At 72.1% G+C, this 26,020-nt stretch carries 21 protein-coding genes; 14 read left to right on the plus strand and 7 right to left on the minus strand.

Features of this window, described 5'->3' with window-relative positions; genetic code table 11:
- Positions 1–55: 55 nt before the first annotated feature.
- Positions 56–937, plus strand: coding sequence for an antibiotic ABC transporter ATP-binding protein (locus ACIQ6Y_RS27090; RefSeq protein WP_404042585.1), 882 nt, complete (start codon positions 56–58; stop codon positions 935–937).
- Entirely contained in the window at positions 934–5,127 is a 4,194-nt protein-coding gene (locus ACIQ6Y_RS27095; RefSeq protein ID WP_404042586.1) for a caspase family protein, read from the plus strand. The genes ACIQ6Y_RS27090 and ACIQ6Y_RS27095 overlap by 4 nt, the downstream gene beginning before the upstream one ends.
- On the opposite strand, the gene ACIQ6Y_RS27100 is transcribed toward ACIQ6Y_RS27095, so the two are convergent.
- Positions 5,102–5,548, minus strand: a complete 447-nt coding sequence (locus ACIQ6Y_RS27100; protein ID WP_404042587.1) for a hypothetical protein — start codon at positions 5,546–5,548, stop codon at positions 5,102–5,104. The two genes, ACIQ6Y_RS27095 and ACIQ6Y_RS27100, sit on opposite strands and share 26 nt — an antisense overlap.
- 346 nt (positions 5,549–5,894) lie before the next feature.
- On the opposite strand from ACIQ6Y_RS27100, the gene ACIQ6Y_RS27105 reads away from it, so the two are divergent.
- The gene (locus tag ACIQ6Y_RS27105) at positions 5,895–7,667 is read left to right on the plus strand and encodes an acetyl/propionyl/methylcrotonyl-CoA carboxylase subunit alpha (protein WP_404042588.1); all 1,773 of its coding nucleotides are present in this window, start codon (positions 5,895–5,897) and stop codon (positions 7,665–7,667) included.
- Between the two features lie 119 nt (positions 7,668–7,786).
- Here ACIQ6Y_RS27105 and ACIQ6Y_RS27110 read toward each other — a convergent pair whose 3' ends face one another.
- Positions 7,787–8,737 (minus strand): DeoR/GlpR family DNA-binding transcription regulator, encoded by a 951-nt coding sequence (locus ACIQ6Y_RS27110; protein ID WP_404042589.1) that lies wholly within the window; start codon positions 8,735–8,737, stop codon positions 7,787–7,789.
- 130 nt (positions 8,738–8,867) lie between these two features.
- A complete protein-coding gene (locus tag ACIQ6Y_RS27115) occupies positions 8,868–10,313 on the minus strand; it encodes an NAD(P)H-quinone dehydrogenase (protein WP_404042590.1) in 1,446 nt (481 codons plus the stop codon).
- Between the two features lie 116 nt (positions 10,314–10,429).
- On the opposite strand from ACIQ6Y_RS27115, the gene ACIQ6Y_RS27120 reads away from it, so the two are divergent.
- From ACIQ6Y_RS27120 to ACIQ6Y_RS27130, 3 genes are all read left to right on the plus strand, one after another.
- Entirely contained in the window at positions 10,430–10,867 is a 438-nt protein-coding gene (locus ACIQ6Y_RS27120; protein WP_404042591.1) for a gamma-glutamylcyclotransferase, read from the plus strand.
- A 125-nt stretch (positions 10,868–10,992) separates the two neighbouring features.
- The gene (locus ACIQ6Y_RS27125) at positions 10,993–11,817 is read left to right on the plus strand and encodes a purine-nucleoside phosphorylase (protein ID WP_404042592.1); all 825 of its coding nucleotides are present in this window, start codon (positions 10,993–10,995) and stop codon (positions 11,815–11,817) included.
- A gap of 74 nt (positions 11,818–11,891) precedes the next feature.
- A complete protein-coding gene (locus ACIQ6Y_RS27130) occupies positions 11,892–13,532 on the plus strand; it encodes a phospho-sugar mutase (RefSeq protein WP_404042593.1) in 1,641 nt (546 codons plus the stop codon).
- A 189-nt stretch (positions 13,533–13,721) separates the two neighbouring features.
- On the opposite strand, the gene ACIQ6Y_RS27135 is transcribed toward ACIQ6Y_RS27130, so the two are convergent.
- On the minus strand, positions 13,722–15,383 hold the full coding sequence (locus tag ACIQ6Y_RS27135; RefSeq protein WP_404042594.1) for a hypothetical protein: 1,662 nt from the start codon (positions 15,381–15,383) through the stop codon (positions 13,722–13,724).
- A 50-nt stretch (positions 15,384–15,433) separates the two neighbouring features.
- Complete coding sequence (locus ACIQ6Y_RS27140; RefSeq protein ID WP_404042595.1) at positions 15,434–16,066, minus strand: PH domain-containing protein; 633 nt, start codon at positions 16,064–16,066, stop codon at positions 15,434–15,436.
- A 266-nt stretch (positions 16,067–16,332) separates the two neighbouring features.
- Between ACIQ6Y_RS27140 and deoC the strand changes: the two genes are divergently transcribed.
- Genes deoC through ACIQ6Y_RS27155 form a run of 3 tightly spaced genes read left to right on the plus strand, consistent with a single transcriptional unit; the run spans position 16,333 to position 19,608 of the window.
- Positions 16,333–17,292: a deoxyribose-phosphate aldolase gene (gene deoC / locus ACIQ6Y_RS27145; protein ID WP_404042651.1), complete on the plus strand. Its 960-nt coding sequence runs from the start codon at positions 16,333–16,335 to the stop codon at positions 17,290–17,292.
- Positions 17,292–18,728 carry an aldehyde dehydrogenase family protein gene (locus ACIQ6Y_RS27150; RefSeq protein ID WP_404042652.1) on the plus strand — a complete coding sequence of 479 codons (1,437 nt, stop codon included), beginning with the start codon at positions 17,292–17,294 and terminating at the stop codon, positions 18,726–18,728. The genes deoC and ACIQ6Y_RS27150 overlap by 1 nt, the downstream gene beginning before the upstream one ends.
- Positions 18,721–19,608, plus strand: coding sequence for an aldehyde dehydrogenase family protein (locus ACIQ6Y_RS27155; RefSeq protein ID WP_404042596.1), 888 nt, complete (start codon positions 18,721–18,723; stop codon positions 19,606–19,608). Before ACIQ6Y_RS27150 ends, ACIQ6Y_RS27155 begins: the two co-directional genes overlap by 8 nt.
- A gap of 93 nt (positions 19,609–19,701) precedes the next feature.
- On the opposite strand, the gene ACIQ6Y_RS27160 is transcribed toward ACIQ6Y_RS27155, so the two are convergent.
- Positions 19,702–20,094 (minus strand): hypothetical protein, encoded by a 393-nt coding sequence (locus tag ACIQ6Y_RS27160; protein WP_404042597.1) that lies wholly within the window; start codon positions 20,092–20,094, stop codon positions 19,702–19,704.
- Between the two features lie 124 nt (positions 20,095–20,218).
- On the opposite strand from ACIQ6Y_RS27160, the gene ACIQ6Y_RS27165 reads away from it, so the two are divergent.
- Entirely contained in the window at positions 20,219–20,854 is a 636-nt protein-coding gene (locus tag ACIQ6Y_RS27165) for a uridine kinase (protein ID WP_404042598.1), read from the plus strand.
- Positions 20,855–21,127: 273 nt separating this feature from the next.
- Here the strand turns inward: ACIQ6Y_RS27165 and ACIQ6Y_RS27170 are convergent, their stop codons facing one another.
- Positions 21,128–21,898, minus strand: coding sequence for a SigE family RNA polymerase sigma factor (locus ACIQ6Y_RS27170; RefSeq protein WP_404042599.1), 771 nt, complete (start codon positions 21,896–21,898; stop codon positions 21,128–21,130).
- A gap of 225 nt (positions 21,899–22,123) precedes the next feature.
- Here ACIQ6Y_RS27170 and afsQ1 point away from each other — a divergent pair, with 225 nt between their 5' ends.
- From afsQ1 to ACIQ6Y_RS27190, 4 genes are all read left to right on the plus strand, one after another.
- Positions 22,124–22,801 carry a two-component system response regulator AfsQ1 gene (afsQ1, locus tag ACIQ6Y_RS27175; protein WP_404042600.1) on the plus strand — a complete coding sequence of 226 codons (678 nt, stop codon included), beginning with the start codon at positions 22,124–22,126 and terminating at the stop codon, positions 22,799–22,801.
- Positions 22,798–24,357, plus strand: coding sequence for an ATP-binding protein (locus tag ACIQ6Y_RS27180; RefSeq protein WP_404042601.1), 1,560 nt, complete (start codon positions 22,798–22,800; stop codon positions 24,355–24,357). Before afsQ1 ends, ACIQ6Y_RS27180 begins: the two co-directional genes overlap by 4 nt.
- Before the next feature lie 5 nt (positions 24,358–24,362).
- The gene (locus tag ACIQ6Y_RS27185) at positions 24,363–24,962 is read left to right on the plus strand and encodes a hypothetical protein (protein WP_404042653.1); all 600 of its coding nucleotides are present in this window, start codon (positions 24,363–24,365) and stop codon (positions 24,960–24,962) included.
- A 438-nt stretch (positions 24,963–25,400) separates the two neighbouring features.
- A complete protein-coding gene (locus ACIQ6Y_RS27190) occupies positions 25,401–25,964 on the plus strand; it encodes a VanZ family protein (protein WP_404042602.1) in 564 nt (187 codons plus the stop codon).
- Positions 25,965–26,020: the final 56 nt, after the last annotated feature.

A 26,020-nucleotide genomic window follows, 5' to 3' on the forward strand; every position in this document is an offset into this window, starting at 1 on the left:
TCCCACGGCGTACGGTGACGATGTAGGGCATCCGCACGGGGGGCAGGAGCCGCTGATGAGCCGGATCGTCATGGTGCACGGCATCGCGCAGGAGTTCCTGGGCCCGGAGCAGTTGCGCCGGGACCTGGTACCCGCCCTCCAGGACGGCGTGCAGCTCAGCGAGGCCGGCGTGCGGGTGGACCCCGACGACGTGACCTGCGCCTTCTACGGCGACCTGTACTTCGAGCCGGGCACCCGCTCCATCGACCTGCCCCCGTGGGACGAGACCGACGTCGAGGACGACCTGGAGGCCGAACTCCTCGCCCTGTGGTGGCAGACCGCCGCCGAGGTCGACCCGGCGGTACCGGCCCCCGACGAGCCGGGCACCCGGAGCGCCGGCGCCTTCGCCGTCTCCCGGGCGCTGCGCTACACCTGGGTGCGCTCGGCCCTGGACGCGCTCGCCGCGTCGGCGTTCTTCGGCCGGGTGTCCGACCGGATGCTGATCTTCGCGCTGCGCCAGGTGCGCCGCTATCTGACCGAGCCGGAGCTGCGCGCCGCCGCCGTGCGGCGGGTCGCCGAGCAGGTCGGGCCCGACACGAAGGTGCTGGTCGGCCACTCGCTGGGCTCGGTGGTGGCGTACGAAACGATCTGCGCGCATCCCGAGTGGCCGCCGCTCGACCTGGTGACCGTGGGCTCGCCGCTCGGCCTGCGCGGGATCGTCTTCGACCGCCTCACTCCCCTCCCGACGGACGGCCTCGGCGCCTGGCCCGGCCAGGTCCGCCACTGGAGCAACATCGCCGACCGGGGCGACATCGTCGCCCTGACCGACCGTCTCCGCGACCGCTTCGGCGACCGGGTGACGGACGAGACGATCGACAACGGCGCCCGCATGCACGACTTCGCCCGCTATCTGTCCGCACCGAAGACGGGGGCGGCGGTGGCCCGGGGGCTCGTATGACCACCGCCGAAGCGGCCGTCGGAGGCCCGGCGGACGGCCTCGCCGGTGACGCACCGGCGACGGGCCGGAGATTCCTCGTCGCCATCGGCGTCGGCACATACACGGACACCACCGTCCCCCCACTGCCCGGCGTGCCCCACGACGTGACTCGGCTGCGGGGTCTGCTGGAGCCGATGGGGTACGAGACGGTGCTGCCCGAGCTGGCGGCGGACCCGACGGCGCAGCAGTTGCGCGAGGGCATCGGGACCTGGGCGGCGGAGGCGGAGCTGGGGCCGGACGACGTGGTGGTGCTCTACTTCGCCGGGCACGGGGTGAAGGACCTCGACCGGCACTATCTGCTCTGCTCCACCAGCGTGCCGGACTCCCTGGACGCGACCGCGCTGCCCAGCGAGGATCTGGGCCGGGCGCTGGTCAAGAGCGAGGTGGGCCAGCTCCTGATCGTCCTGGACACCTGTTACGCCGCCGAGGGCGCCGGGGACATCGGCCGGACGGCCTCCCAGCTCGCGCGTTTCCGGCGGGGCGCGGCGGGCCGCTGGCTGCTGGCGTCCGCCCGCTCGAAGGACAGGGCCCGGGAGAACGCCTTCGTGGACGCGCTCACGGAAGTGCTCCACGAGCCGCGGCTGGGCGTGCTGCCGGAGTTCGTCGGCGTACGGGAGGTCACGCACCGGGTCAACAAGTACTTCGCGGCGGAGCGGCTGACCCAGCAGGCCCGGCTGTCGACGATCGAGAGCGACGGCTACGCGCCCTTCTTCCGCAACAAGGACCACATACCCGCCCTGGCCGGCCGCGCGCTGGACGGTGACACCCTGCTCCGGCTGCGCCGCCAGACCCGCGGCCACTTCGAGACCCGCGGGCGCGGAGTGGGCAGCCTGGAGGAGAAGGGCGACTACTTCACCGGCCGCACGGCGGTCCTGGACGAGCTGACCGACTGGCTGGACGCGCCGCACCACGACGGCCGGGCCCGGATCGTCACCGGCGACCCCGGATCGGGCAAGTCGGCCGTCCTGGGCCGGCTCCTCGGCCGGACCGCCGACCAGCACCAGGTCGTCCAGCTGCACGCCCGGCACGCGACGCTGGAGGACCTGACCGCCGTACTCGCCGAGGTCGTGCACAAGCCCGGCGCCGCCCTGGAGGACCTGCTGGGGGCGCTGGGCGAACGGGACGCCGCCCATCCCGTGACCGTCCTGGTCGACGCGCTGGACGAGGCGGGTGCCGCCGGTGACACCCGCGAAGGGCGCCTGGTCGCCCAGCGGTTGCTGCGGCCGATGTCCGCGCTACCCGCCGTACGGCTGATCGTGGGGACCCGGCGTTCCCTGCTCACCGCGCTCGGCGCCGCCGTCGACGTCATCGACCTGGACCAGCGCGTCAGCGGCCACGAGATCGCCGAGTACGCCACCAAGCTCCTGCTGGACGCGGCGGACCCCACGTCGGCCTCCCCGTACCGGGGCGCCCCCGAGGCGGCCGGCCGGGTGGCCCACGGGATCGCCTCCCGGGCAGGGACGTCCTTCCTGGTGGCCCGGATGACGGCCCGTGCCCTGATCCGGGAGCCGCAGCGCATCGACACGGCCGTCCCCGGCTGGGAGGGGCGGCTGCCGAGCAGCGCGGACGACGCCTTCGAGGCGTACCTGAAGCAGTTCGGGTCCCGACGCCCGCTCGTGGAACGCCTGTTGACGCCCTTGGCGTACGCCCAGGGCGCGGGCCTGCCCTGGTCCACGGTGTGGTCCGCGGTGGCCGAGGCGCTCTCCGGCGAGCCGTGCTCCGAGGAGGAGCTGCGCTGGCTGCACGAGCACGCGGGCTCGTACGTCGTGGAGACCAGGACCGCGACGGGCGACTCGGCGTTCCGCCTCTTCCACGAGTCCCTCGCGGAGTACCTGCGCCGCCGGGGCCCGGCCGACCGGGCCGCCCACCGGGCCGTCACCGAGGCCCTGCTCGGCCAGGTCCGTCCCGCCCCGGAGACCGGCGTACGCGACTGGGCGACGGCTCATCCCTATCTGCGCGACCACCTGGCGACCCACGCGGCGGCGGGCGGCGTCCTTGACGACCTGCTGGGCGACACGGAGTTCCTGCTCCACGCGGCGCCGGCGCATCTGGTCCGGGTGCTGGACCGCGCCGTCACCCCGGAGCACCGCCGCCGGGCCGCCGTCTACCGGGCGTCCTACGCCGCCCACGCGGACGCCGCGGTCCACGAGCGCCGCGACATCCTCGCCATCGACGCGGCCCGGTACGGCGACAACGCGCTGAGCGGTCGGTTCGCGCGGGGCCGGGCATGGCTGCCCCGGTGGGCGACGGGCGGGCTGATCGATCCGGCGCTGCGCGGCACTCTGCGGGACCATCCCCGCCTGGTCAGAGCCGTCGACCACACCGTCATCGACGGGCGGCCGCATGTCGTCACCGGCGTCTTCGGCGAGGGGGGCCTCGGTGTCTGGGACCTGACCGACAGCACCTGCCGGATGACTCTCACCGGCCACACCGACACCGTGAGCGCCCTGAGCTGCGTCGACGTCGACGGCGTCCCGCATGCCGTGTCCGGCAGCGAGGACGGGACCGTTCGGCTGTGGAACCTGGCCGAGGAGAGGGAGGTGCTCTGCTGCTTGGTGGGTGGGCCCGTCGAGACCCTCAAATGCGCGACCGTGGACGGACGCCTCCGCGCCGCCGTGCTCACCCGGACGTCCCTCAGGGTCTGGGACCTCGTCGACGGAACGCCTCACTCCCGGTCCGCCGAGTTCGAACTCGGCCTGGGGGCGGCCACGGTCGTCAGCCTCGGCGGGCACGCCCACCTCGTCGCCCCGCCCGGGTACGGTCGGCGGGCCGAGGTGCGGGACCTGATCACCGGAAAGCCGTGGCGGCGATGGCGCAGCCGGCGCTTCAGGCGGCGCGCCGGACAGCCGTACGCACTGGCCTCGACGGTGATCGACGGCGACCCTTGTGTCGCCGTGTGCGGCTACGAACAGGTCGAACTCTGGAATCTCGCCACCGGCGCCCGCCGCTTCGCTCGCCAGGTGTCCGAGAGCGGGTTTCCCACCGCCGCTGTCTGCGCCCCGGTCGACGGCCGCCCACATCTCCTCGTCTCCTACGACAAGACGGTCCACGTCTGGAATCTGCTCGACGGGACACAGCGGGCGGCACTCACCGGTCATACCGAGGACGTCAAAGCGATCACCTGCGTCACCCTCGACGGCCGCCCGCACGCCGTCACCGGCGGCGGCGACGGAGTCCGGATCTGGGATCTGACCGACGCCACCTCGCACACCCCGGGTGCGGGCCACACCCACGCGGTGGAATCGGTGTCCTGCGTCACGATCGACGGGCGTCCGCACGCCGTCACCGGCGACCAGTCGGGCACGGTCCTGCTGTGGCCCCTCGCCACCGACACGCCCGGGCCCACTAAGTCGGCAGACATCAACAGATGGGTGTCGGCCTCCTGCTGCACCACGATCGACGGGGAACCCCACGCGGTCCTGGGGACCCCGTCCGGACGGGTGTACCTCTGGAACCTCGCCGGTGACCGCGAACCGGAGCGGATCGCCGACGGAACGGGCTGGGTCTACAAGGTGGCCTGCACCGAGCTCGAAGGCCACCCGCACGCGCTGTGGGCCGTCGACGGAGCCGTCCACGTCTGGGATCTCCTGCGAGCGGCTCCGCGCGCGCAGCTCGCCATCTCCGACAACCCCCGGGGGCTGGCCTGCACCGACCTCGAAGGCCGCCCGCACGCGCTGACCAGCACCCTGGACGACATGAGCGTCTGGGACCTGACCGACGGGTCGGAGCGCACGGAGCAGTACGGCGGCTCGGTCGGTGGAGTGCACAGGCTGGTCTGCTTCCCACTGGACGGGCGCCCCCACGCCCTCATCGCCCGCTACGACGGTGTCGTGGTGCAGGCCCTCGACGGCAGCACCCACGGCACCGTCCTGGACAGCAGCCCCCGGCATGACGTCCGGGCGCTGGCGTACACCACCATCGACGGCCGTCCACATGCCGTCGTGGCCTTCCGCGCGGAGGTCACCGGCAGAGGCGAGTACGGCGTCGAGGAGAAGCCGACGCTTCAGATCTGGGACCTGACCACCCTCGACCTCGTGGAGACGATCCATCTGCCCCTGCCCACCGACACGGTCGCCGCCCACGGCCCCGACATCGTCATCGGCATGGCCGACGAGGTCGTCGTCCTCACGCGGGCGCGGCCTCACCCGTAGGTTCCGGCCCCGCGGCCGTCTCGGGGGCCTTCTGGGCGTCGTACGTCATGAGCAGCAGAACGATCAGGCCCAGCACGGCGGCCATGAACGCGAAGGCCGGCCAGCCCACCAGACCCCACGTCAGGGCGGCCAGCAGGCCGTGGACGACCGCCGCGCTGATCAGGGTGATGCGGCCGAAGCCGGCGGGCGCGCGGTCGCGCAGGGCGACGAGCAGGGCTATGTAGGCGCACAGCAGGAAGTACAGCCCGAACAGAATTCCGCCGACCTTCGAGGACAGGGACATCACGTCCGGGTCGAGGCCGCCCATGGACATGTGCTGGCGTTCTACGACCACTCCGAGGAACCAGTTGATCGCGGCGATCGCCAGGCCCTCCACGAGCAGAACGAGCGCCAACAGCCACGCCACCGGTCTGCGCACCACGGGTCCCCACCCTCTTCCGAACGCGACGTTCGAGCCATCGCGAACGCTACTAACGGGTAAACCAGCGGACAAGGGTTCGGTGACGGGCAAAGAATCATTGGGCCATTCGTAGGGACTCGACAAAGAAACAGAGTGGGCCGCAGCACGCTCGCACAGAGACCTTGGCCACATGAGAGGGCTAGGGTTTCCCGGAGGAGTCCTGCGTATCAAGGTGCGACAAGGGATTTCACGGGTGGAGCAGGCCTCGCATCACGCTCCGTGTGGCACAGCTCACCATTGGGGACGGGTCGAACTGCCGTGTCGGCAGTCCCTAAACTCGGCTTGTTTCAAGGAGGGAGCCTCAATCGTGCGCAAGGTGCTCATCGCCAACCGTGGCGAAATCGCTGTCCGCGTGGCCCGTGCATGCCGGGACGCCGGGATCGGCAGCGTCGCTGTCTACGCCGACCCGGACCGGGACGCTCTGCATGTCCGCGCGGCGGATGAGGCGTTCGCCCTGGGCGGTGACACCCCGGCCACCAGCTATCTGGTCATCGACAAGATCCTGAACGCGGCCCGGGAGTCCGGGGCCGACGCCGTCCACCCGGGCTACGGCTTCCTCTCCGAGAACGCCGAGTTCGCTCAGGCGGTCCTGGACGCGGGGCTGATCTGGATCGGCCCGCCGCCGCAGGCCATCCGCGACCTCGGTGACAAGGTCGCCGCCCGGCACATCGCCCAGCGCGCCGGTGCCCCGCTCGTCGCGGGCACCCCGGACCCCGTCTCCGGTGCCGAGGAGGTCGTGGCCTTCGCCGAGGAGCACGGCCTGCCGATCGCCATCAAGGCCGCCTTCGGTGGCGGTGGCCGCGGTCTGAAGGTCGCCCGCACCCTCGAAGAGGTGCCGGAGCTGTACGACTCGGCCGTCCGTGAGGCGGTCGCCGCCTTCGGTCGCGGCGAGTGCTTCGTCGAGCGCTACCTGGACAAGCCGCGCCACGTCGAGACCCAGTGCCTCGCCGACCAGCACGGCAACGTGGTCGTGGTCTCCACCCGTGACTGCTCCCTGCAGCGCCGCCACCAGAAGCTCGTGGAGGAGGCCCCCGCGCCGTTCCTCTCGGACGAGCAGATGGCCGAGCTGTACAGCGCCTCGAAGGCCATCCTGAAGGAGGCCGGCTACGTCGGCGCCGGCACGGTGGAGTTCCTCGTCGGCCTCGACGGCACGATCTCCTTCCTGGAGGTCAACACCCGCCTCCAGGTCGAGCACCCGGTCACCGAGGAGGTCACCGGTATCGACCTGGTCCGCGAGATGTTCCGTATCGCCGACGGCGAGGAGCTGGGCTACGACGACCCGGCGATCCGCGGCCATTCCTTCGAGTTCCGCATCAACGGCGAGGACCCGGGCCGCAACTTCCTCCCGGCTCCCGGTACGGTCACGCGGTTCGACGCGCCGTCCGGTCCGGGTGTCCGGCTGGACGCGGGCGTGGAGTCCGGCTCGGTCATCGGCCCGGCGTGGGACTCGCTGCTGGCCAAGCTGATCGTCACCGGCGCCACCCGTGAGCAGGCCCTGCAGCGTGCGTCGCGTGCGCTGGAGGAGTTCCAGGTCGAGGGCATGGCCACCGCCATCCCGTTCCACCGCGCGGTGGTGAAGGACCCGGCGTTCGCGCCCGAACTCACCGGCTCGTCCGACCCGTTCACGGTCCACACCCGCTGGATCGAGACCGAGTTCGTCAACGAGATCAAGCCCTTCGCCGCCCCGGCCGACGCCGAGACGGACGAGGAGGCGGGCCGCGAGACGGTCGTCGTCGAGGTCGGCGGCAAGCGCCTGGAGGTCTCCCTGCCGTCCTCCCTGGGCATGTCCCTGGCCCGCACGGGCCTCGCGGCGGGCGCCAAGCCCAAGCGCCGCGCGGCCAAGAAGTCCGGCCCCGTCGCCTCCGGCGACACCCTCGCCTCGCCCATGCAGGGCACGATCGTCAAGATCGCCGTCGAGGAGGGCCAGCAGGTCGAGGAGGGCGACCTGGTCGTCGTCCTGGAGGCCATGAAGATGGAGCAGCCTCTCAACGCCCACCGGTCGGGCACGATCAAGGGCCTGACCGCGGAGGTCGGCGCGTCCATCACGTCGGGCGCGGCGATCTGCGAGATCAAGGACTGATCACTTTTCGACGGGGTTTCCCCGCGTGCCTTCAGGGGCGCGGGGAACTGCGCGACAAGCCACAACGAACGGCAAGACGCGCCCAAACGGCAAGTCCTACGGCGAGAGGCGAGCGAAACTCACCTACGCCGCATATCAGCCACCCGCGCAGCCCGCTCCACAGACGCCCCCTGTTCACCGAGGACCCCCGCACGGAGGGTCGTTCCACGCCGAGGCGCCGGCAGAGGCACGTCCCGCCGCTGAGGGCGCACCCCCGCGGCCTCACCCCCGGCAGGGGCCCCGTTTCCCGAGCCGCCGGCCACCGCGATCTGCACGCCCTGGTCGGCCAGCGCCTGCAACTCGGTCGCCGCGCGGTCGTCGTGTGCGGGCGGCTCGTCGGTGACCAGCCGGGTGATCACATCCGTGGGCACGGTCTGGAACATGGTGTCCGTCCCGAGCTTGGTGTGGTCGGCGAGCACGACCACCTCGGCGGCGGCCTGCACCAGCGCCCGGTCCACGGACGCGGAGAGCATGTTCGAGGTGGACAGCCCCCGCTCGGCGGTGAGGCCGCTGCCGGACAGGAAGGCCCGCGACACGCGCAGCCCCTGGAGGGACTGCTCGGCGCCGGAGCCGACCAGTGCGTAGTTGGAGCCCCGCAGCGTGCCGCCGGTCATCACGACCTCCACGCGGTTGGCGTGGGCGAGGGCCTGGGCGACCAGCAGCGAGTTGGTGACGACGGTCAGGCCGGGGATACGGGCCAGCCGGCGGGCCAGCTCCTGGGTGGTGGTTCCGGCTCCGACGACGATGGCCTCGCCCTCTTCGACGAGGTTCGCGGCGAGGTCGGCGATGGCGGTCTTCTCGGCGGTCGCGAGATGTGACTTCTGCGGAAAGCCGGACTCGCGGGTGAGTCCGCCGGGCAGTACCGCACCGCCGTGCCGGCGGTCGAGGAGTCCTTCTGCCTCCAGTGCCCGCACGTCACGCCGTACGGTCACTTCGGAGGTCTGGACGACGCGGGCGAGCTCACGGAGCGACACGGCCCCGTTGGCTCGCACCATTTCGAGGATCAATTGGCGACGTTCTGCAGCGAACACGAAACTGACAGTAACCCCAAGGGCCGTCTGGTTTCAGCAGTTTGCGCCGAATAACAGAAATTGCGCGCACAGGGCGACGGGAAGTGGTATGCGGGCATACCCCCGTCGCCCTCGCGGACGAGGAAATGCCTTACGCGTCGCCGGTCTTACGGGTGTGCAGCTGCCGTGCCACCTCGGCGATCGAGCCCGACAGGGACGGGTACACGGTGAACGCGTTCGCGATCTGTTCGACCGTCAGGTTGTTGTCGACGGCGAGCGAGATGGGGTGGATGAGCTCCGAGGCGCGCGGCGAGACGACCACGCCGCCGACCACGATGCCGGTGCCCGGGCGGCAGAAGATCTTGACGAAGCCGTCGCGGATGCCCTGCATCTTCGCGCGCGGGTTGCGCAGCAGCGGCAGCTTCACGACCTTGGCCTCGATGACACCGCCGTCCACGTCGGCCTGGGTGTAGCCGACGGTGGCGATCTCCGGGTCGGTGAAGACGTTCGAGGAGACCGTCTTGAGGTTCAGCGGGGCCACCGCGTCGCCGAGGAAGTGGTACATGGCGATACGGCCCTGCATGGCGGCGACGGAGGCGAGCGCGAAGACGCCCGTCACGTCACCGGCCGCGTACACGCCCGGGGCGCTGGTGCGGGAGACCTTGTCGGTCCAGATGTGGCCCGAGTCCTTGAGCTTGACTCCGGCCTCCTCCAGGCCCATCCCCTCGGTGTTGGGGATGGCGCCGACCGCCATCAGGCAGTGGGAGCCGGTGATGACCCGGCCGTCGGCGAGGGTGACCTCGACGCGGTCGCCGACCCGCTTGGCGGACTGGGCGCGGGAGCGGGCCATGACGTTCATGCCGCGGCGGCGGAAGACGTCCTCCAGGACGGCGGCGGCGTCCGGGTCCTCGCCGGGCAGCACGCGGTCGCGGGAGGAGACCAGGGTGACCCGGGAGCCGAGGGCCTGGTAGGCGCCGGCGAACTCGGCGCCGGTGACGCCGGAGCCGACCACGATGAGCTCCTCGGGCAGCTCGTCGAGGTCGTAGACCTGCGTCCAGTTCAGGATGCGCTCGCCGTCCGGCTTGGCGTCGGGCAGCTCGCGCGGGTGGCCGCCGGTCGCGATGAGCACGGCGTCGGCGGTGAGAGTCTCCTCGGTGCCGTCGGCGGCGGTGACGACGACCTTGCGGGAGCCGTCGAGGGCCTGCATGCCCTCCAGGCGGCCGCGGCCGCGCATCACACGGGCGCCGGCCCGGGTGACGGCGGCGGTGATGTCGTGCGACTGGGCGAGCGCGAGCCGCTTCACCCGCCGGTTGACCTTGCCGAGGTCCACGCCCACGACCCGGGCGGCCTGCTCCAGCGGAGGCGTGTCGTCGGCGACGATGATGCCCAGCTCCTCGTAGGAGGAGTCGAAGGTGGTCATCACCTCGGCCGTTGCGATAAGGGTCTTCGACGGCACGCAGTCGGTCAGCACCGACGCTCCGCCCAGACCGTCGCAGTCGGCGACGGTCACCTCCGCGCCGAGCTGAGCAGCCACCAGGGCCGCTTCGTATCCGCCGGGTCCGCCACCGATGATCACGATCCGAGTCACGTACCCCATTGTCCCGCACCCTTCAAGGTGCTACTGCCCAGGGGGGCCGGGCGTGGTACGTCCGTTACAAAGGGGACGCCCGAGGACTGCGGTGGTGTGAGTTCCGGCTGCCGTACCCTCTCCCCATGTCGCTCTATGCCGCGTACGCCGGCAACCTCGACGCGCGGCTCATGACGCGCCGCGCCCCGCACTCGCCGATGCGCGCCACCGGCTGGCTGAACGGGTGGCGGCTGACCTTCGGGGGCGAGCAGCTGGGCTGGGAGGGCGCCCTCGCCACGATCGTCGAGGACCCGTCGGCCCAGGTCTTCGTCGCCCTCTACGACGTGGCCCCGATGGACGAGGACTCCCTCGACCGCTGGGAGGGTGTCGGCCTCGGCATCTACCGCCGCATGCGGGTGCGTGTGCACACCCTGGACGGCGAGGAGTCCGCCTGGGTGTACGTCCTGAACGCCTACGAGGGCGGCCTGCCCTCGGCCCGCTACCTCGGCGAGGTCGCCGACGCGGCGGAGTCGGCGGGGGCGCCGCACGACTATGTGATGGAGCTGCGGAAGCGGCCCTGCTGAGCCGTCCCGGCAGCCACACCGACCCCTGACGCCACACCGTTCGTAGGAAACGACAGGACAACGATCGCCATCCCGTGAGCTCTGTCATCTACGCGCGTAGGCGATAACCGGCTACTCTCGTCGGCGTGAACGCATCTCTTCTTCCGGACGACATCCAGGGCGACCCGTACGCCGCAGCCGACGCCGCCGCCGCTCGCCTGCGCGAACTGACCGGCGCCGAGTCCCACGACGTCGCCCTTGTGATGGGCTCCGGCTGGGCACCGGCCGTGGACGCACTGGGCGATCCCGACGCCGAGTTCCAGGTCACCGAGCTGCCCGGGTTCCCGCCGCCGGCGGTCCAGGGGCACGGCGGCAAGATCCGCTCGTACAAGATCGGCGAGAAGCGCGCCCTGGTGTTCCTGGGCCGCACCCACTACTACGAGGGCCGTGGCGTCGCCTCCGTCGCCCACGGTGTGCGCACCGCGGTCGCCGCCGGCGCCAAGACGGTCGTCCTCACCAACGGCTGCGGCGGTCTGCGCGAGGGCATGCGCCCCGGCCAGCCGGTGCTGATCAGCGACCACCTCAACCTCACCGCCACCTCCCCGATCGTCGGCGCCAACTTCGTCGACCTCACCGACCTGTACTCCCCGCGGCTGCGCGCCCTGTGCAAGGAGATCGACCCCACCCTGGAGGAGGGCGTCTACGCGCAGTTCCCCGGCCCGCACTACGAGACCCCGGCGGAGATCCGTATGGCCCGGGTCATCGGCGCGGACCTGGTCGGCATGTCGACGGTCCTGGAGGCCATCGCGGCCCGTGAGGCGGGCGCCGAGGTGCTCGGCATCTCCCTGGTGACCAACCTCGCCGCGGGCATGACCGGCGAGCCGCTGAACCACGAGGAGGTCCTCCAGGCCGGCCGTGACTCGGCGGCCCGGATGGGCTCCCTGCTGGCCCAGGTGCTCGGCCGGATCTGAGTCGCACAAGGGGTGGGCCCGGGCCGCGGTCCGTGGGCCACCCCGCACCCCATCACACGAGAGGTTGACCGCACGTGACCGACGATCTCATGGCACGGGCCCAGGCGTGGCTGGCCGAGGACCCCGACCCGGAGACCCGCGAGGAGCTGGCCGCGCTCGTCGACGCCGAGGACGTCGCCGAGCTGACCGCCCGTTTCAGCGGCACCCTGCAGTTCGGCACCGCCGGGCTGCGCGGTGAGCTGGGCGCCGGCCCGATGCGCATGAACCGCTCGGTCGTGATCCGCGCGGCGGCCGGCCTCGCGGGCTACCTCAAGGCCAAGGGCGAGACCGGGGGCCTGGTCGTCATCGGCTACGACGCCCGCTACAAGTCCGCCGACTTCGCGCGCGACACGGCGGCCGTGATGACCGGCGCGGGCCTGAAGGCCGTCCTGCTGCCCCGCCCGCTGCCCACGCCCGTGCTCGCCTTCGCGATAAGGCATCTGGGCGCGGTCGCCGGTGTCGAGGTCACCGCCAGCCACAACCCGCCGCGCGACAACGGCTACAAGGTCTACCTCGGCGACGGCTCGCAGATCGTGCCGCCCGCCGACGCGGAGATCGCCGCCGAGATCGACGCGATCGCGGCCCTGGCGGACGTGCCCCGGCCCGACAGCGGCTGGTCGGTGCTCGACGACGCGGTCCTGGACGCCTACCTGGCCCGCACGGACGCCGTCCTCGCCGACGGCTCCGCCCGCGGCGCCCGCACCGTCTACACGGCCATGCACGGCGTCGGCAAGGACGTCCTGCTGGCCGCGTTCGCCCGCGCCGGCTTCCCCGAGCCGGTCCTGGTCGCCGAGCAGGCCGAGCCCGACCCGGCGTTCCCGACGGTCGCCTTCCCCAACCCGGAGGAGCCGGGCGCGATGGACCTGGCGTTCGCCAAGGCCCGCGAGGTGGAGCCCGACCTGATCGTCGCCAACGACCCGGACGCCGACCGCTGCGCCGTCGCGGTGAAGGACGGCCCGGAAGGTGGTGACTGGCGCATGCTCCGCGGCGACGAGGTCGGCGCGCTGCTCGCCGCCCACCTGGTCGCCCGGGGCGCGCGCGGCACCTTCGCCGAGTCGATCGTCTCCTCCTCCCTCCTCGGCCGGATCGCCGAGAAGGCGGGCCTGCCCTACGAGGAGACCCTCACCGGCTTCAAGTGGATCGCCCGCGTCGAGGGCCTGCGCTACGGCTACGAGGAGGCGCTCGGCTACTGCGTCGACCCCGAGGGCGTGCGCGACAAGGACGGCATCACCGCCGCGCTGCTGATCACCGAGCTGGCCTCGGAGCTGAAGGAGCGGGGCCGCACCCTGCTGGACCTCCTGGACGACCTCGCCGTCGAGCACGGCCTGCACGCCACGGACCAGCTCTCCGTACGCGTGAAGGACCTGTCCCTGATCGCCGACGCCATGCGGCGCCTGCGCGAGCAGCCCCCGACCGAGCTCGCGGGCCTGGCCATCACCCGCGCCGAGGACCTCACCCGGGGCACGGAGACGCTGCCGCCCACCGACGGCCTGCGCTACACCCTGGACGGCGCCCGCGTCATCGTCCGCCCCAGCGGCACCGAGCCGAAGCTCAAGTGCTACCTGGAGGTCGTCGTCCCGGTCGCCGACCACAGCCGGCTGCCCGAGGCACGCGCCAAGGCGGCCGACCTGCTCGCCACGATCAAGCGCGACCTCTCGGCGGCGGCCGGCATCTGACGCCGCCCTCCCCCTCGTCCGTGGGGCGCCCCACCGTCCGGGGGCGCCCCACGGCCGTCTCCGCCTCGGGGCGCCTCACCGGGTGACTTCACCGCGCCGCCGACGCCCTGCTCGTGGGGCACGCTCGGCACCATCTTGTGCAGGACCGCGCTCTGCCGGAGTCGTCGCCGTCACCGGGCATGTGTCCCCCTACGGCAGCACGAACAGCAGCAGCGCCGCCCAGGCCAGGGCCGCGATCAGGCCGTACGGCCAGTGCGGGCCGCCTCGGTGGCGGGGCTCGACGGCCTCGGTCGGACGCTTGGCCGGGTCCTGCCACAGCGCGGTGAGCTCGGCGGCGATCCGGTCCTGGCGGTGCACCCGGCCGAGGCGGCGCTCCAGGCGGCGCCAGCGGTTGCCGTTGAGCGTCCACTCCATGAAGTCGCGGTCGGTGCTGTCGATCTTCAGCTGGTGCTTGTCGACCTTCACCAGCCGCAGTTGCTCCCAGGGGATGTGCCGGGGCCCCTTCAGGCCGTCCAGCCACAGTCCCTCGCGGTCGGCGACGACGTACCAGGCGGCCAGGTGCGGGGCCACGCCGTAGGCCACCGCGGCGACGAACGCCCCGGCCGGCCAGCGCAGCACCCCGTGCTCGTCCCAGACGAAGACGCAGGCGATCCCGAGGAAGGCGAGCAGGGAGAGCCAGTCGCGCAGCCCGGCCCGCCACCGGCGCACCTGTCCGCCCGCCACGGACGCGGCGAGGTCGTCCAGGCGCTGCCGGTCGGCGGACTCGTCGGTCACGGCCCGCTTCTGCCGGGCGGCCCGGCGCCGTACGGCACGCTCCGACAGCGGCCGCACCGGCCCGGTCGAGCACTCGGTGACGGGCGGCTCGTCCGACAGGTCGGCGGCGCTGACGACGACCACCTCGGCCCCGTCCCAGGGAGCGCCGTACAGGACGGCCTCCCGCAGCGGGCCCGGCTCCTCGGCGTCCAGCCGGTCGAGGAGGGCCTGCAACTCGTCGTCGCTGTCGTCGTCCTCGTCGTCCTTGTCGCCCTCGTCGTCTTCGTCGTCCTCGTCGTCTTCGTCGGCGAACGACGTGGCTACCGTGAACAGCGGGCGCAGTCCGGCCCGGTCGTCGGCCGCGAAGACCTCCAGGTCCACGTCGACGCCCTCCCGCACCAGCACCCGCAGCACCGGCACGGGCCCCGCGCGCAGGGCGAGCGCACGGCGGCGGGCCAGCACCCCGGAGAGCACCACGGTGACGCCCAGCCCGACGACACACCAGGCCAGCGCCGGGGTGACCTGCCGGTCCTCGGCCAGGTCCCAGAAGTCCCGTACGGCGAACAGCGTGGCCCCGGCCGCCGCGACGAGCACCCCCGCCCCGATCAGGAACCGCCCGCGGAGGACCTTCCCCGCGGCGTCCGGCACCACCGCGGTCACTCCCCCGGGGGCCGCCGCCCGCTGCCGCCCGCGCGCCAGCAGCCGCGGCAGGACGAGGGCCCACGCCACGGCGAGTACGACGGCCAGGCCGAGCCGCGCGCCGAGCGGTGCCTGCGCCTGTACGAGCACCAGTCCGGCCGCGACCGGGGCGGACACCACGACGGCCTCCGGCCGCAGGGGCGTCCACACCAGGTGCAGCGCGGCGAGCGCGGCCACCCAGGCGGGCAGGCCGGCGTACAGGTGCAGGGCCCCGCTCGCGGTGAGCGCGGCCACGAGCAGGCAGAAGTTCACGGCGTCGGGTGTCCGGCCGGGCATCCAGCGGGGCGCGAGCGCGGCCGTCCAGTGCCGGGCCCGCTCACCGTCCCAGGCCGGACTGCCCTCGGGCACGAGCCCGGCGGGCAGCGGCAGGGGACCTTCGATGTCGGCGTTCGTACTCATCGAAGGTCAGACGGACGAACCGGGGAAGGGGTTGTCCTGGCGCTGCGGGCTCACCCCAGCGCCGAGAGCACCGCGAGCAGCACCGCGCCCACGACGGCCGGCGCGATGATCTCGTACGCCCAGCGCACGGTGACCTCGCCCTGCGACGTCTTCGCCTTCTCGCGGGCCTCCCGCATGGCGCGCAGCTCGTCCATGATCTTGTCGCCCTCGTCGCGCAGCGGGCCCTCGTCCAGGTCGGCGGCCGGCCCGAAGGCGCTGCCCCGCACCCGCTTGCCCGCCTTGGCGGCGGCGGCCTGGGCGTCGCGGCGCTGCTGGCGGCGGGCGGCCCGCTTGCGGCCGCGCAGGGAGACGGGGACGGCCCACAGCTGGAACTTGTCGCCGGAGTTGGCCACGACCTCGTTGGTGTAGCCGGAGCGCAGGGAGGCGATCTCGCCCCAGGGCAGGGTGACGTCCCGCAGCGGGTTGCGGACGCGCAGGCGGTCCTCGCCGGCGAAGACGGCGGGCCTGAGGGTGTAGGCCACGACCAGCGGCACGAAGGTGAGCAGAGCGGCGAGGGCGAGCCAGGGTGTGCGTCCCTCGCCCCGGATCAACGCGTCGATGCCGAGCCAGCCGGCGAGGGCGAGCAGCAGCACGCCGCCGACGAGGGCCATGGGCGAGCGGTAGATCCGGTCGTTGGTGGTCATGCCCGCGATTATGCCTGGGGGTTTTGTTCGCCTCCTCGCCGTGGGGGTCTGTGCGCGTTCGCGGGTGCGGACCGTCCGTGGCCGATCGTGCAGTTCCCCGCGCCCCTTGAGCAGGCACAGTGCATGTCCCTGAAGGGGCGCGGGGAACTGCGCGAGCAACCCACGACCACCCGCAGACGCGAACGGGACAAATCCACCCACGGCGATAAGGCGCACCCGCCCCCCTGTACAGCCGCTACGCGCGTAGATATGCTCGTCTGGTGACCATGCCCACCAATGCACCCACCGCAGCACACGCCCTCTCGGACGTGACGTCGTCAGACACCTCGCTGCGCCGCTTCCTCCACGGGCTGCCCGGCGTCGACGCGGTCGGCCTGGAGGCGCGCGCCGCTTCCCTCGGCACCCGTTCCATCAAGACGACCGCCAAGGCGTACGCGATCGACCTCGCCATCTCGATGGTCGACCTGACGACGCTGGAAGGCGCGGACACCCCGGGCAAGGTCCGGGCGCTCGGCGCCAAGGCGGTCCTCCCCGACCCGACCGACCGCACCACGCCCACCACGGCCGCGGTCTGCGTCTATCCCGACATGGTGGCCACCGCAAAAGAGGCCGTCGCCGGCTCCGGCGTGAAGGTCGCCTCGGTGGCCACCGCCTTCCCGGCCGGCCGCGCCGCGCTCGACGTGAAGCTGGCCGACGTGCGGGACGCCGTCGCCGCGGGTGCGGACGAGATCGACATGGTCATCGACCGCGGGGCGTTCCTCGCGGGCAAGTACCTGAAGGTGTACGACGAGATCGTCGCGGTGAAGGAGACCTGCGGGGCCGCCCGCCTCAAGGTCATCTTCGAGACCGGCGAGCTCTCGACGTACGACAACATCCGCCGGGCCAGCTGGCTCGGCATGCTGGCGGGCGCCGACTTCATCAAGACCTCCACCGGCAAGGTCGCCGTCAACGCGACCCCCGCGAACACCCTGCTGATGCTGGAGGCCGTCCGCGACTTCCGCGCCCAGACCGGGGTACAGGTCGGAGTGAAGCCCGCCGGCGGCATCCGCACCACCAAGGACGCGATCAAGTTCCTGGTCCTGGTCAACGAGACGGCAGGCGCGGACTGGCTGGACAACCACTGGTTCCGCTTCGGCGCCTCCTCGCTGCTGAACGACCTGCTCATGCAGCGCCAGAAGCTGGCCACCGGCCGCTACTCCGGCCCCGACTACGTGACGGTGGACTGATCGACATGACTTTTGAGTACGCACCGGCGCCCGAGTCCCGCTCGGTCGTCGACATCGCCCCGTCCTACGGCCTGTTCATCGACGGCGAGTTCACCGAGGCGGCCGACGGCAAGGTCTTCAAGACCGTCTCCCCGTCGACCGAGGAGGTGCTCTCCGAGATCGCCCAGGCCGGTGAGGCCGACGTCGACCGGGCGGTCAAGGCCGCCCGCAAGGCGTTCGAGAAGTGGTCGGCACTGCCGGGCTCCGAGCGCGCGAAGTACCTCTTCCGCATCGCCCGGATCATCCAGGAGCGCAGCCGTGAGCTGGCCGTCCTGGAGACGCTGGACAACGGCAAGCCGATCAAGGAGACCCGCGACGCCGACCTGCCCCTGGTCGCCGCGCACTTCTTCTACTACGCGGGCTGGGCCGACAAGCTGGAGCACGCCGGCTTCGGCGCGAACCCGCGCCCGCTGGGCGTGGCCGGCCAGGTCATCCCCTGGAACTTCCCCCTGCTGATGCTGGCGTGGAAGATCGCCCCGGCCCTCGCGACCGGCAACACGGTCGTCCTGAAGCCGGCCGAGACCACCCCCCTGTCCGCGCTGTTCTTCGCGGACATCTGCCGCCAGGCGGGCCTGCCCAAGGGTGTCGTCAACATCCTTCCGGGCTACGGCGACACGGGCGCCGCGCTCGTCGCGCACTCGGACGTCGACAAGGTCGCCTTCACCGGCTCCACGGCCGTCGGCAAGCAGATCGCCCGGTCGGTCGCGGGCACGCACAAGAAGGTCACCCTGGAGCTGGGCGGCAAGGGCGCCAACATCGTCTTCGACGACGCCCCCATCGACCAGGCCGTCGAGGGCATCGTCAACGGCATCTTCTTCAACCAGGGCCAGGTCTGCTGCGCGGGCTCCCGGCTGCTGGTCCAGGAGTCGATCCAGGACGAGCTGCTGGAGTCGCTGAAGCGCAGGCTCTCCACCCTGCGCCTGGGCGACCCGCTGGACAAGAACACCGACATCGGCGCGATCAACTCCGAGGAGCAGCTCGCCCGGATCACCACCCTCGTCGAGAAGGGCGAGGCGGAGGGTGCCGAGCGCTGGTCCGCGGCCTGCGACATCCCCGAGGCCGGCTACTGGTTCGCCCCGACGCTGTTCACGAACGTCACCCAGGCGCACACCGTCGCCCGCGACGAGATCTTCGGCCCGGTCCTGTCGGTGCTGACGTTCCGTACGCCCGACGAGGCCGTCGCCAAGGCCAACAACACGCCGTACGGCCTGTCGGCGGGCATCTGGACCGAGAAGGGTTCGCGCATCCTCGCCGTGGCGAACAAGCTGCGCGCGGGCGTGATCTGGTCCAACACGTTCAACAAGTTCGACCCGACCTCGCCGTTCGGCGGTTACAAGGAGTCGGGCTTCGGCCGCGAGGGCGGCCGCCACGGCCTGGAGGCGTACCTCGATGTCTGACCGTCTCAGTGTGTTCAAGACCTACAAGCTGTACGTGGGCGGGAAGTTCCCGCGTTCCGAGAGCGGCCGGGTGTACGAGGTGACGGACTCCAAGGGCAACTGGCTGGCCAACGCACCGCAGTCGAGCCGCAAGGACGCCCGTGACGCGGTCGTCGCAGCCCGCAAGGCGTTCGGTGCCTGGTCGGGCGCGACGGCGTACAACCGCGGCCAGATCCTCTACCGCGTCGCCGAGATGCTGGAGGGCCGCCGGGACCAGTTCGTGCGCGAGGTCGCCGACGCCGAGGGGCTGTCCAAGTCGAAGGCGGCCGCACAGGTGGACGAGGCGATCGACCGCTGGGTCTGGTACGCGGGCTGGACCGACAAGATCGCCCAGGTGGTCGGCGGCGCCAACCCGGTCGCCGGTCCCTACTTCAACCTGTCCTCCCCGGAGCCGACGGGCGTGGTCGCGGTCGTCGCCCCGCAGGAGTCGTCGTTCCTGGGCCTGGTGTCGGTGATCGCCCCGGTCATCGCGACCGGCAACACCGCCGTCGTCGTCGCCTCGGAGAAGTCCCCGCTCCCCGCCCTCTCCCTGGGCGAGGTCCTGGCCACCTCCGACCTGCCGGGCGGCGTCGTCAACGTCCTGTCCGGCCGTACGGCCGAGATCGCGGCGCCCCTCGCCGCGCACCAGGACGTCAACGCGATCGACCTGGCCGGCGCGGACGAGGCGCTGGCCAAGGAGCTGGAGATCGCCGCGGCCGACAACCTCAAGCGCGTCCTGCGTCCACAGCCTGTGGACGACTGGGCCGCACCGGCGGGAACCGACCGCATGACGGCGTTCCTGGAGACCAAGACGGTCTGGCACCCGACGGGCAGCCTCGGCGCATCGGGCTCCGCCTACTGAGGACGGCGGAGCGGCGGGGAGCTGCCGACCGTCGGCGGCTGCGGGCGGTCCGTGGCCGGTCGCGCAGTTCCCCGCGCCCCTGGGGGCACCAGCTCAGCCCCCCAGCAAGCCCCCGGGAATGCCCCCGATCGACTGCGCCTGAGCCACCGGCCCCGTCAGCGCCTGGGACGTCAGCGGCTGGAAGTCGGCGAGCTGGGTGCCGACCCCGTTGTCGAGCGGGTCGACACCCGTGCCGGCAAGGGGGTTGGGCTTCAGGGCGGTGATCGGCCCGGTCACGTACTGGACGGACCCGGTGAGCGCCGTCAGCCCGGCCTGCGGGTCGATGTGGCCCAGCGAGGTGGGACGCGTCCGCACCACGTCCAGCGCCGGCCCGGTGTCGGAGGCGGCGGCCGTCGTGGCGGAAGCGCCCAGTGCCACGCCTGCCGTGGCCAGCACGGCCAGCGCGCGCCGGCCCGTGGAGTTCGGGGAGTCGTCGTGTCGGCCCATCGGTGCCACCTTCTGATGCGCTAGGTAATCGGTCAGACGCGAAGCGTAGTTGAGGTGTGACGCGGGCTTCAAAGCCGACCCGCTGGGTCGTGAACCGCGCGCGGATGCCTCACACTGGTGTTCCGTGAGTCCCCAACCGCCCATACCCACGCGAGTCGTGCTGCTCTGCGGCCCTTCCGGCTCCGGCAAGTCCCTGCTCGCGGCCCGCTCCGGCCTTCCGGTGCTGCGGCTCGACGACTTCTACAAGGAGGGCGACGACCCGACGCTGCCGCGGGTGACGGGGAGCTCCGACATCGACTGGGACCACCCGGACTCCTGGGACGCGGACGCGGCCGTCGCCGCCATCGAGGACCTGTGCCGCACGGGCCGTACCGACATCCCTGTCTACGACCTCTCGCTCAGCGCCCGGACCGGCGCCGACAGCATCGACATCGGGCGGACCGCGGCGTTCATCGCCGAGGGCATCTTCGCCGCCGAGATCGTCGGGCGCTGCCGCGAGGCGGGAGTGCTCGCCGACGCGCTGTGCCTGAGCCGCGGTCCGGTCACCACCTTCCGCCGGCGCTTCCTGCGCGATCTGAAGGAGGGCCGCAAGTCGGTGCCGTTCCTGCTGCGCCGCGGCTGGCGTCTGATGCGTGCCGAGCGTTCCATCGTCGCCCGCCAGAGCGCGCTGGGCGCCCACGCCTGCGACCGGGACGAGGCCCTGGACCGGCTGGCCGCCGCGGCCGCGGGTCGCTGCGCGGCAACACGGACCGCGGTCTGACCGTCGTACGGCGTCCGTAGGGCGGAGAGCGGGCCGCGGCCCGACCGTCGTACGGCGAAGCGCACATGCGAAAGCGGGACTGGACGGACCCCCCGGCCCTCCAGTCCCGCTTCCTTTGTGCTCCCCCGTGTTTCCCCCGTATGCCTTGCTTTCCCCCGTGTCCCCCGTGGTCCCTCGGTGGTGCTTCCCCCGTTCCCGTCCCCCCGGACCTGTAAGCAAGACCCCCGTACCGTCCCCCTGATACACCCCCAGGGGAACTTTTTTTTACGACCTTCAGGCGACCAGCTCGCCGAAGGCGTCCTCCTCGTCACGGCCGAAGCTGAGGACCTCGTCCTCGCGCAGCCGGCGCAGGGAGCGCCAGATGCTGGACTTCACCGTGCCGACACTGATGCCGAGGATGTCCGCGATCTCCGGGTCCGTGCGGCCCTCGTAGTAGCGCAGGACCAGCATGGTGCGCTGGAGTTCGGGCAGCCGGGCCAGCGCCTGCCACAGGACCGCGCGCAGCTCGGTGCCGCGCATCGCGTCCGTGTCGCCGGGCGTCTCCGGCAGTTCCTCGGTCGGGTACTCGTTCAGCTTGCGCCGCCGCCAGGCGCTGATGTGCAGGTTCGTCATGGTGCGGCGCAGATAGCCGCCGACCGCCGCCTTGTCGCTGATCCGGTCCCACGCCCGGTAGGTCGAGAACAGCGCGCTCTGCAGCAGGTCCTCGGCCTCGAAGCGGTCACCGGTCAGGTGGTAGGCGGTGGCGTACAGGGAGGCGCGGCGCTCCTGGACGTAGGCCGTGAACTCGGCCTCCGACAGCGAGCGGCGCTCCCCCGATTCCTCCCTGTACGCGGCTCCCCCGTGCGGCGTCTCCCCCGTGAGACCGTCAACCACCGTCATGTAGGGCGCGACGCCCTGCGGCACATGCGCGGTGTGCTGACGTCCGGTGCCGCGAGCGCACCCCCGCCCGCTCACGGCACCGGACTTCTCGGAACCCCGGTGCGTGTGCACGTCGTGCAGGCGCGTGATCACTGCGCTGGTGTTCATGCTGTGCAGCGTGTTCATCTCGCGCCCCCCGTCGTGGACTTGCCGGTGTTCGGCTTGCTTCCTTGCCTGTGCCGAAAAGCTTGCCCGGGCCACTTCATCGCCGTGTCCGCCGACTGTCACAGAGCTGTCACAGGGGTCGTCCACCGGGAAGAACGGGATCACGGACAGGCACCACGCGTAAGGGCTGCGTTCCATCGGGCCCACAGGTCGATCCTTGTGGCATCCATGGGCCAGAATGAGCCCGTGCCTTCCCTGTTGCTGATCGAGGACGACGACGCCATCCGGACGGCCCTGGAGCTCTCACTGACGCGCCAGGGACACCGGGTGGCCACGGCTGCCAGCGGTGAGGACGGTCTGCAGTTGCTGCGCGAGCAGCGGCCGGACCTGATCGTGCTGGACGTGATGCTGCCCGGCATCGACGGCTTCGAGGTGTGCCGGCGTATCCGGCGCACCGACCAGCTGCCGATCATCCTGCTGACCGCCCGCAGCGACGACATCGACGTCGTGGTGGGCCTGGAGTCCGGCGCCGACGACTATGTCGTCAAGCCGGTCCAGGGGCGGGTCCTCGACGCCCGGATCCGGGCCGTGCTGCGGCGCGGGGAGCGCGAGTCGAACGACGCCGCGGCCTTCGGCAGCCTGGTCATCGACCGGGCGGCGATGACCGTCACGAAGAACGGCGAGGACCTGCAGCTGACCCCGACCGAGCTGCGGCTGCTCCTCGAGCTGAGCCGGCGGCCCGGTCAGGCGCTGTCGCGGCAGCAGCTGCTGCGGCTGGTGTGGGAGCACGACTACCTCGGTGACTCGCGGCTCGTGGACGCCTGTGTGCAGCGGCTGCGCGCCAAGGTGGAGGACGTGCCGTCCTCGCCGACGCTGATTCGTACCGTGCGCGGTGTCGGCTACCGGCTGGATCCGCCTCAGTGACGAACGAGCAAGGGGGTCTCCGCGGCTGGACCGCGGATCGCAAGGGAGTGTTCTCACGGCTGCGCTTCACCAGTCTGCGGCTGCGGCTGGTGGTCGTGTTCGGTCTGGTCGCGCTGACGGCCGCGGTGTCCGCGTCGGGCATCGCGTACTGGCTGAACCGGGAGGCGGTGCTCACCCGCGCCCAGGACGCGGTGCTGCGCGACTTCGAGCAGGAGATGCAGAACCGCGCGGGCACGCTGCCCGAGCACCCCACCCAGGACGAACTGCAGCGCACCGCCGGGCAGATGGCGGGCGGCAGCCAGCACTTCACCGTGCTGCTGGTCGCCCAGGACCCGGACGGCAAGACGGTCTACGGCAGTTCGGGCGGGCTGAACGGCTTCGCGCTGGGCGACGTACCGAAGTCGCTGCGCACCGCGGTGAACAAGAAGCAGTCGCTGACGTCGGCCAACGACGCCGAGTACCACCTGTACTGGCAGCGCGTCGTCGACGACGGCACCCCCTATCTGGTGGCGGGCACCCGGGTGATCGGCGGCGGCGCGTCCGGCTACATGCTCAAGTCGCTGGAGCCGGAGGCCAAGGACCTCAACTCCCTTGCCTGGTCGCTGGGTATCGCCACGGCGCTGGCGCTGATCGGCTCCGCGCTGCTCGCCCAGGCCGCGGCGACGACGGTGCTCAAGCCCGTGCATCGGCTGGGTGTCGCCGCTCGGCGGCTCGGGGAGGGGAAGCTGGACACGCGGCTGCGGGTGTCGGGCACCGATGAACTCGCCGATCTGTCGCGGACGTTCAACAACGCCGCCGAGGCGCTGGAGAAGCGGGTCGCGGAGATGGCGGCGCGCGACGACGCCTCGCGGCGGTTCGTGGCGGACATGAGCCATGAGCTGCGGACGCCGCTGACCGCGATCACCGCGGTGACCGAGGTGCTGGAGGAGGAGCTGGAGGCGGAGACCGGGTCCATGGACCCGATGATCGAGCCCGCGGTCCGGCTCGTCGTCAGCGAGACGCGGCGGCTGAACGACCTCGTGGAGAACCTGATGGAGGTCACCCGGTTCGACGCGGGTACGGCTCGGCTGGTGCTGGACGACGTCGACGTCGCCGACCAGATCACCGCCTGCATCGACGCCCGGGCCTGGCTGGACGCGGTGGAGCTGGACGCCGAGCGCGGCATCCACGCGCGGCTCGATCCTCGCCGGCTCGATGTGATCCTGGCCAACCTGATCGGGAACGCGCTGAAGCACGGGGGCTCGCCGGTGCGGGTCGCTGTGCGTACGGCGGACGACTCGGTCGTCATCTCGGTCCGCGACCATGGGCCGGGTATCCCCGAGGACGTCCTGCCGCATGTCTTCGACCGGTTCTACAAGGCGAGCGCGTCCCGGCCGCGGTCGGAGGGCAGCGGGCTGGGGCTGTCCATCGCGCTGGAGAACGCGCACATCCACGGCGGGGAGATCATTGCCGCCAACTCGCCGGAGGGCGGGGCCGTGTTCACGCTGCGGTTGCCTCGGGACGGGGCGGATGTCGCGGAGCGGGCTGAGCCGGGCGAGGAGGGCGGCGCCTCGTGAACGGGGTGAAGGTGCGTCGGGCGTTGGTGTTCTCCCTCCTCGCCGGGGTGCTCGCCGGGTGCGGGATCCGGGCCACCGAGGTGCCGACCGACTTCGGGGCGGCGCCTTCTCGGGCGCACTGTTCGCTGGCCGGGGCGGATGTCACCACGCAGTCCTCTCGGGGGCTGGCCGTGCAGGTGTTCCTGCGGTGTGCGTCCTCGCTGGTGACGGTGGACCGGTCGGTGCGGGTGCCGGAGGGTACGGCGGACTCGGCTCGGCGGGTGCTGCTGGCGCAGGGGCTGCTGACGGAGCTGGCCGAACGGCCCTCTGCGGCTGAGCGGGAGGCCGGCTACAGCACGGACGTGCCCTCCGGGCTGAAGGCGAGCGGTCCTCGGGGCGGGGACCCGGAGGACACGCTGCGGCTGAGCACGCCGCCCGGGGCGCTGTCCTCGTACGCCCTCGCCCAGATCGTGTGCACCTTCTCCGACTCCGAGGCCGCGGAGGGGGACGGGTCGGTCATCCTGGGCGGCCCTGAGGGGGCCTTGCGCCGGTACGAGTGCACCGAGGATGTGCGGTCGCATCCGGGTGAGGTGCGACCGCCGTCTTCCGAGGCCGCCGCGGGGTGAGTGACGCCGCCGGGTGCCTGCGGCGGCCTGCGCGGGTTCGGTGGGGGTGGCGGTAGCGCACCCGCTGTGTGGGTGGGTCGGGGCCGGGCCGGGGGGTTGTCCGTCCTCGGTCCGGCGATCTGGTCGGCTACGGGGGTGGAACGGGTTTCCGCCGGCCGCTGCGGGCGGACAACCCCCCGTCCCGTCCCCTCCCCGCCGTACGCGACTGACCGGCCGTGCAACGTCCCTTTCAGGGGCGCGGGGAACTGCGCGAGCAGCCCACGACGGCCGGTAGTCGCATACGGCGGGAACGGCCCACTTCCTCAGGGGCGCGGGGAACTGCGCGACCAGCCCAGGACGGCCCGCAGCCGCATACGGCGAGACGCGGCAACGGTGTGTCGTAGGCCTCACCCTCCGGTCCGCGGAACCGTTCGCGGTGGGGGCCGCGTCTAGGGGGGCGTGCAGCGTCAAGGCTCCATGGGCGGCAACGCCGCGTCCCGCATCCGTGTGACCGGGGGGATTCTCCTCGTCGCTCATCTCGCGTTCGTCGCCTGGTTCACGCTGCGTCCGCTGGACGTCCCCTGGGTGATGCCGGCCAATCTGCGGCCGCTCGCCGGGATCAGGGCCGATCTGGCGCTGGGCTGGCCCGAGGCGGCCCGGCGGATCGGTGAGGGGATGGCGCTGCTGGCGCCGCTGGGTGTGCTGCTGCCGATGGTGGGCGGAAGGCTGACCGTGTCGCCGCTGGGGTCGCTGTTGCGTACGGCGGCGGCGGGGGCGCTGATCTCGCTGGCTGTGGAGTTGTTGCAGACGGGTGTGCCCGGCCAGGTGGTGGATGTCGACTCGCTGCTGCTGAACACCGTCGGGGTGGCCCTCGTCCATGTGGTGCTGGTTCCGCTGGGGCGGGCGCGGCTGCGGCGGCGGGCGGGCCTTCCGAAGGAGGAGGCGGCTCAGGGTCGGACCCCGACGATTCCCAGGGTCGGGATCGCCCCCTGGAGCGATGCTTTGCCCCCTTCGTCTCCGTAACGTGGAGGGCAGATGAAGGCAGCCGCTCGGGCCGCCTTCCGAGGAGCTCACGAAGG

The sequence above is a fragment of the Streptomyces sp. NPDC096205 genome, from assembly GCF_044763135.1.
Lineage (GTDB): Bacteria > Actinomycetota > Actinomycetes > Streptomycetales > Streptomycetaceae > Streptomyces.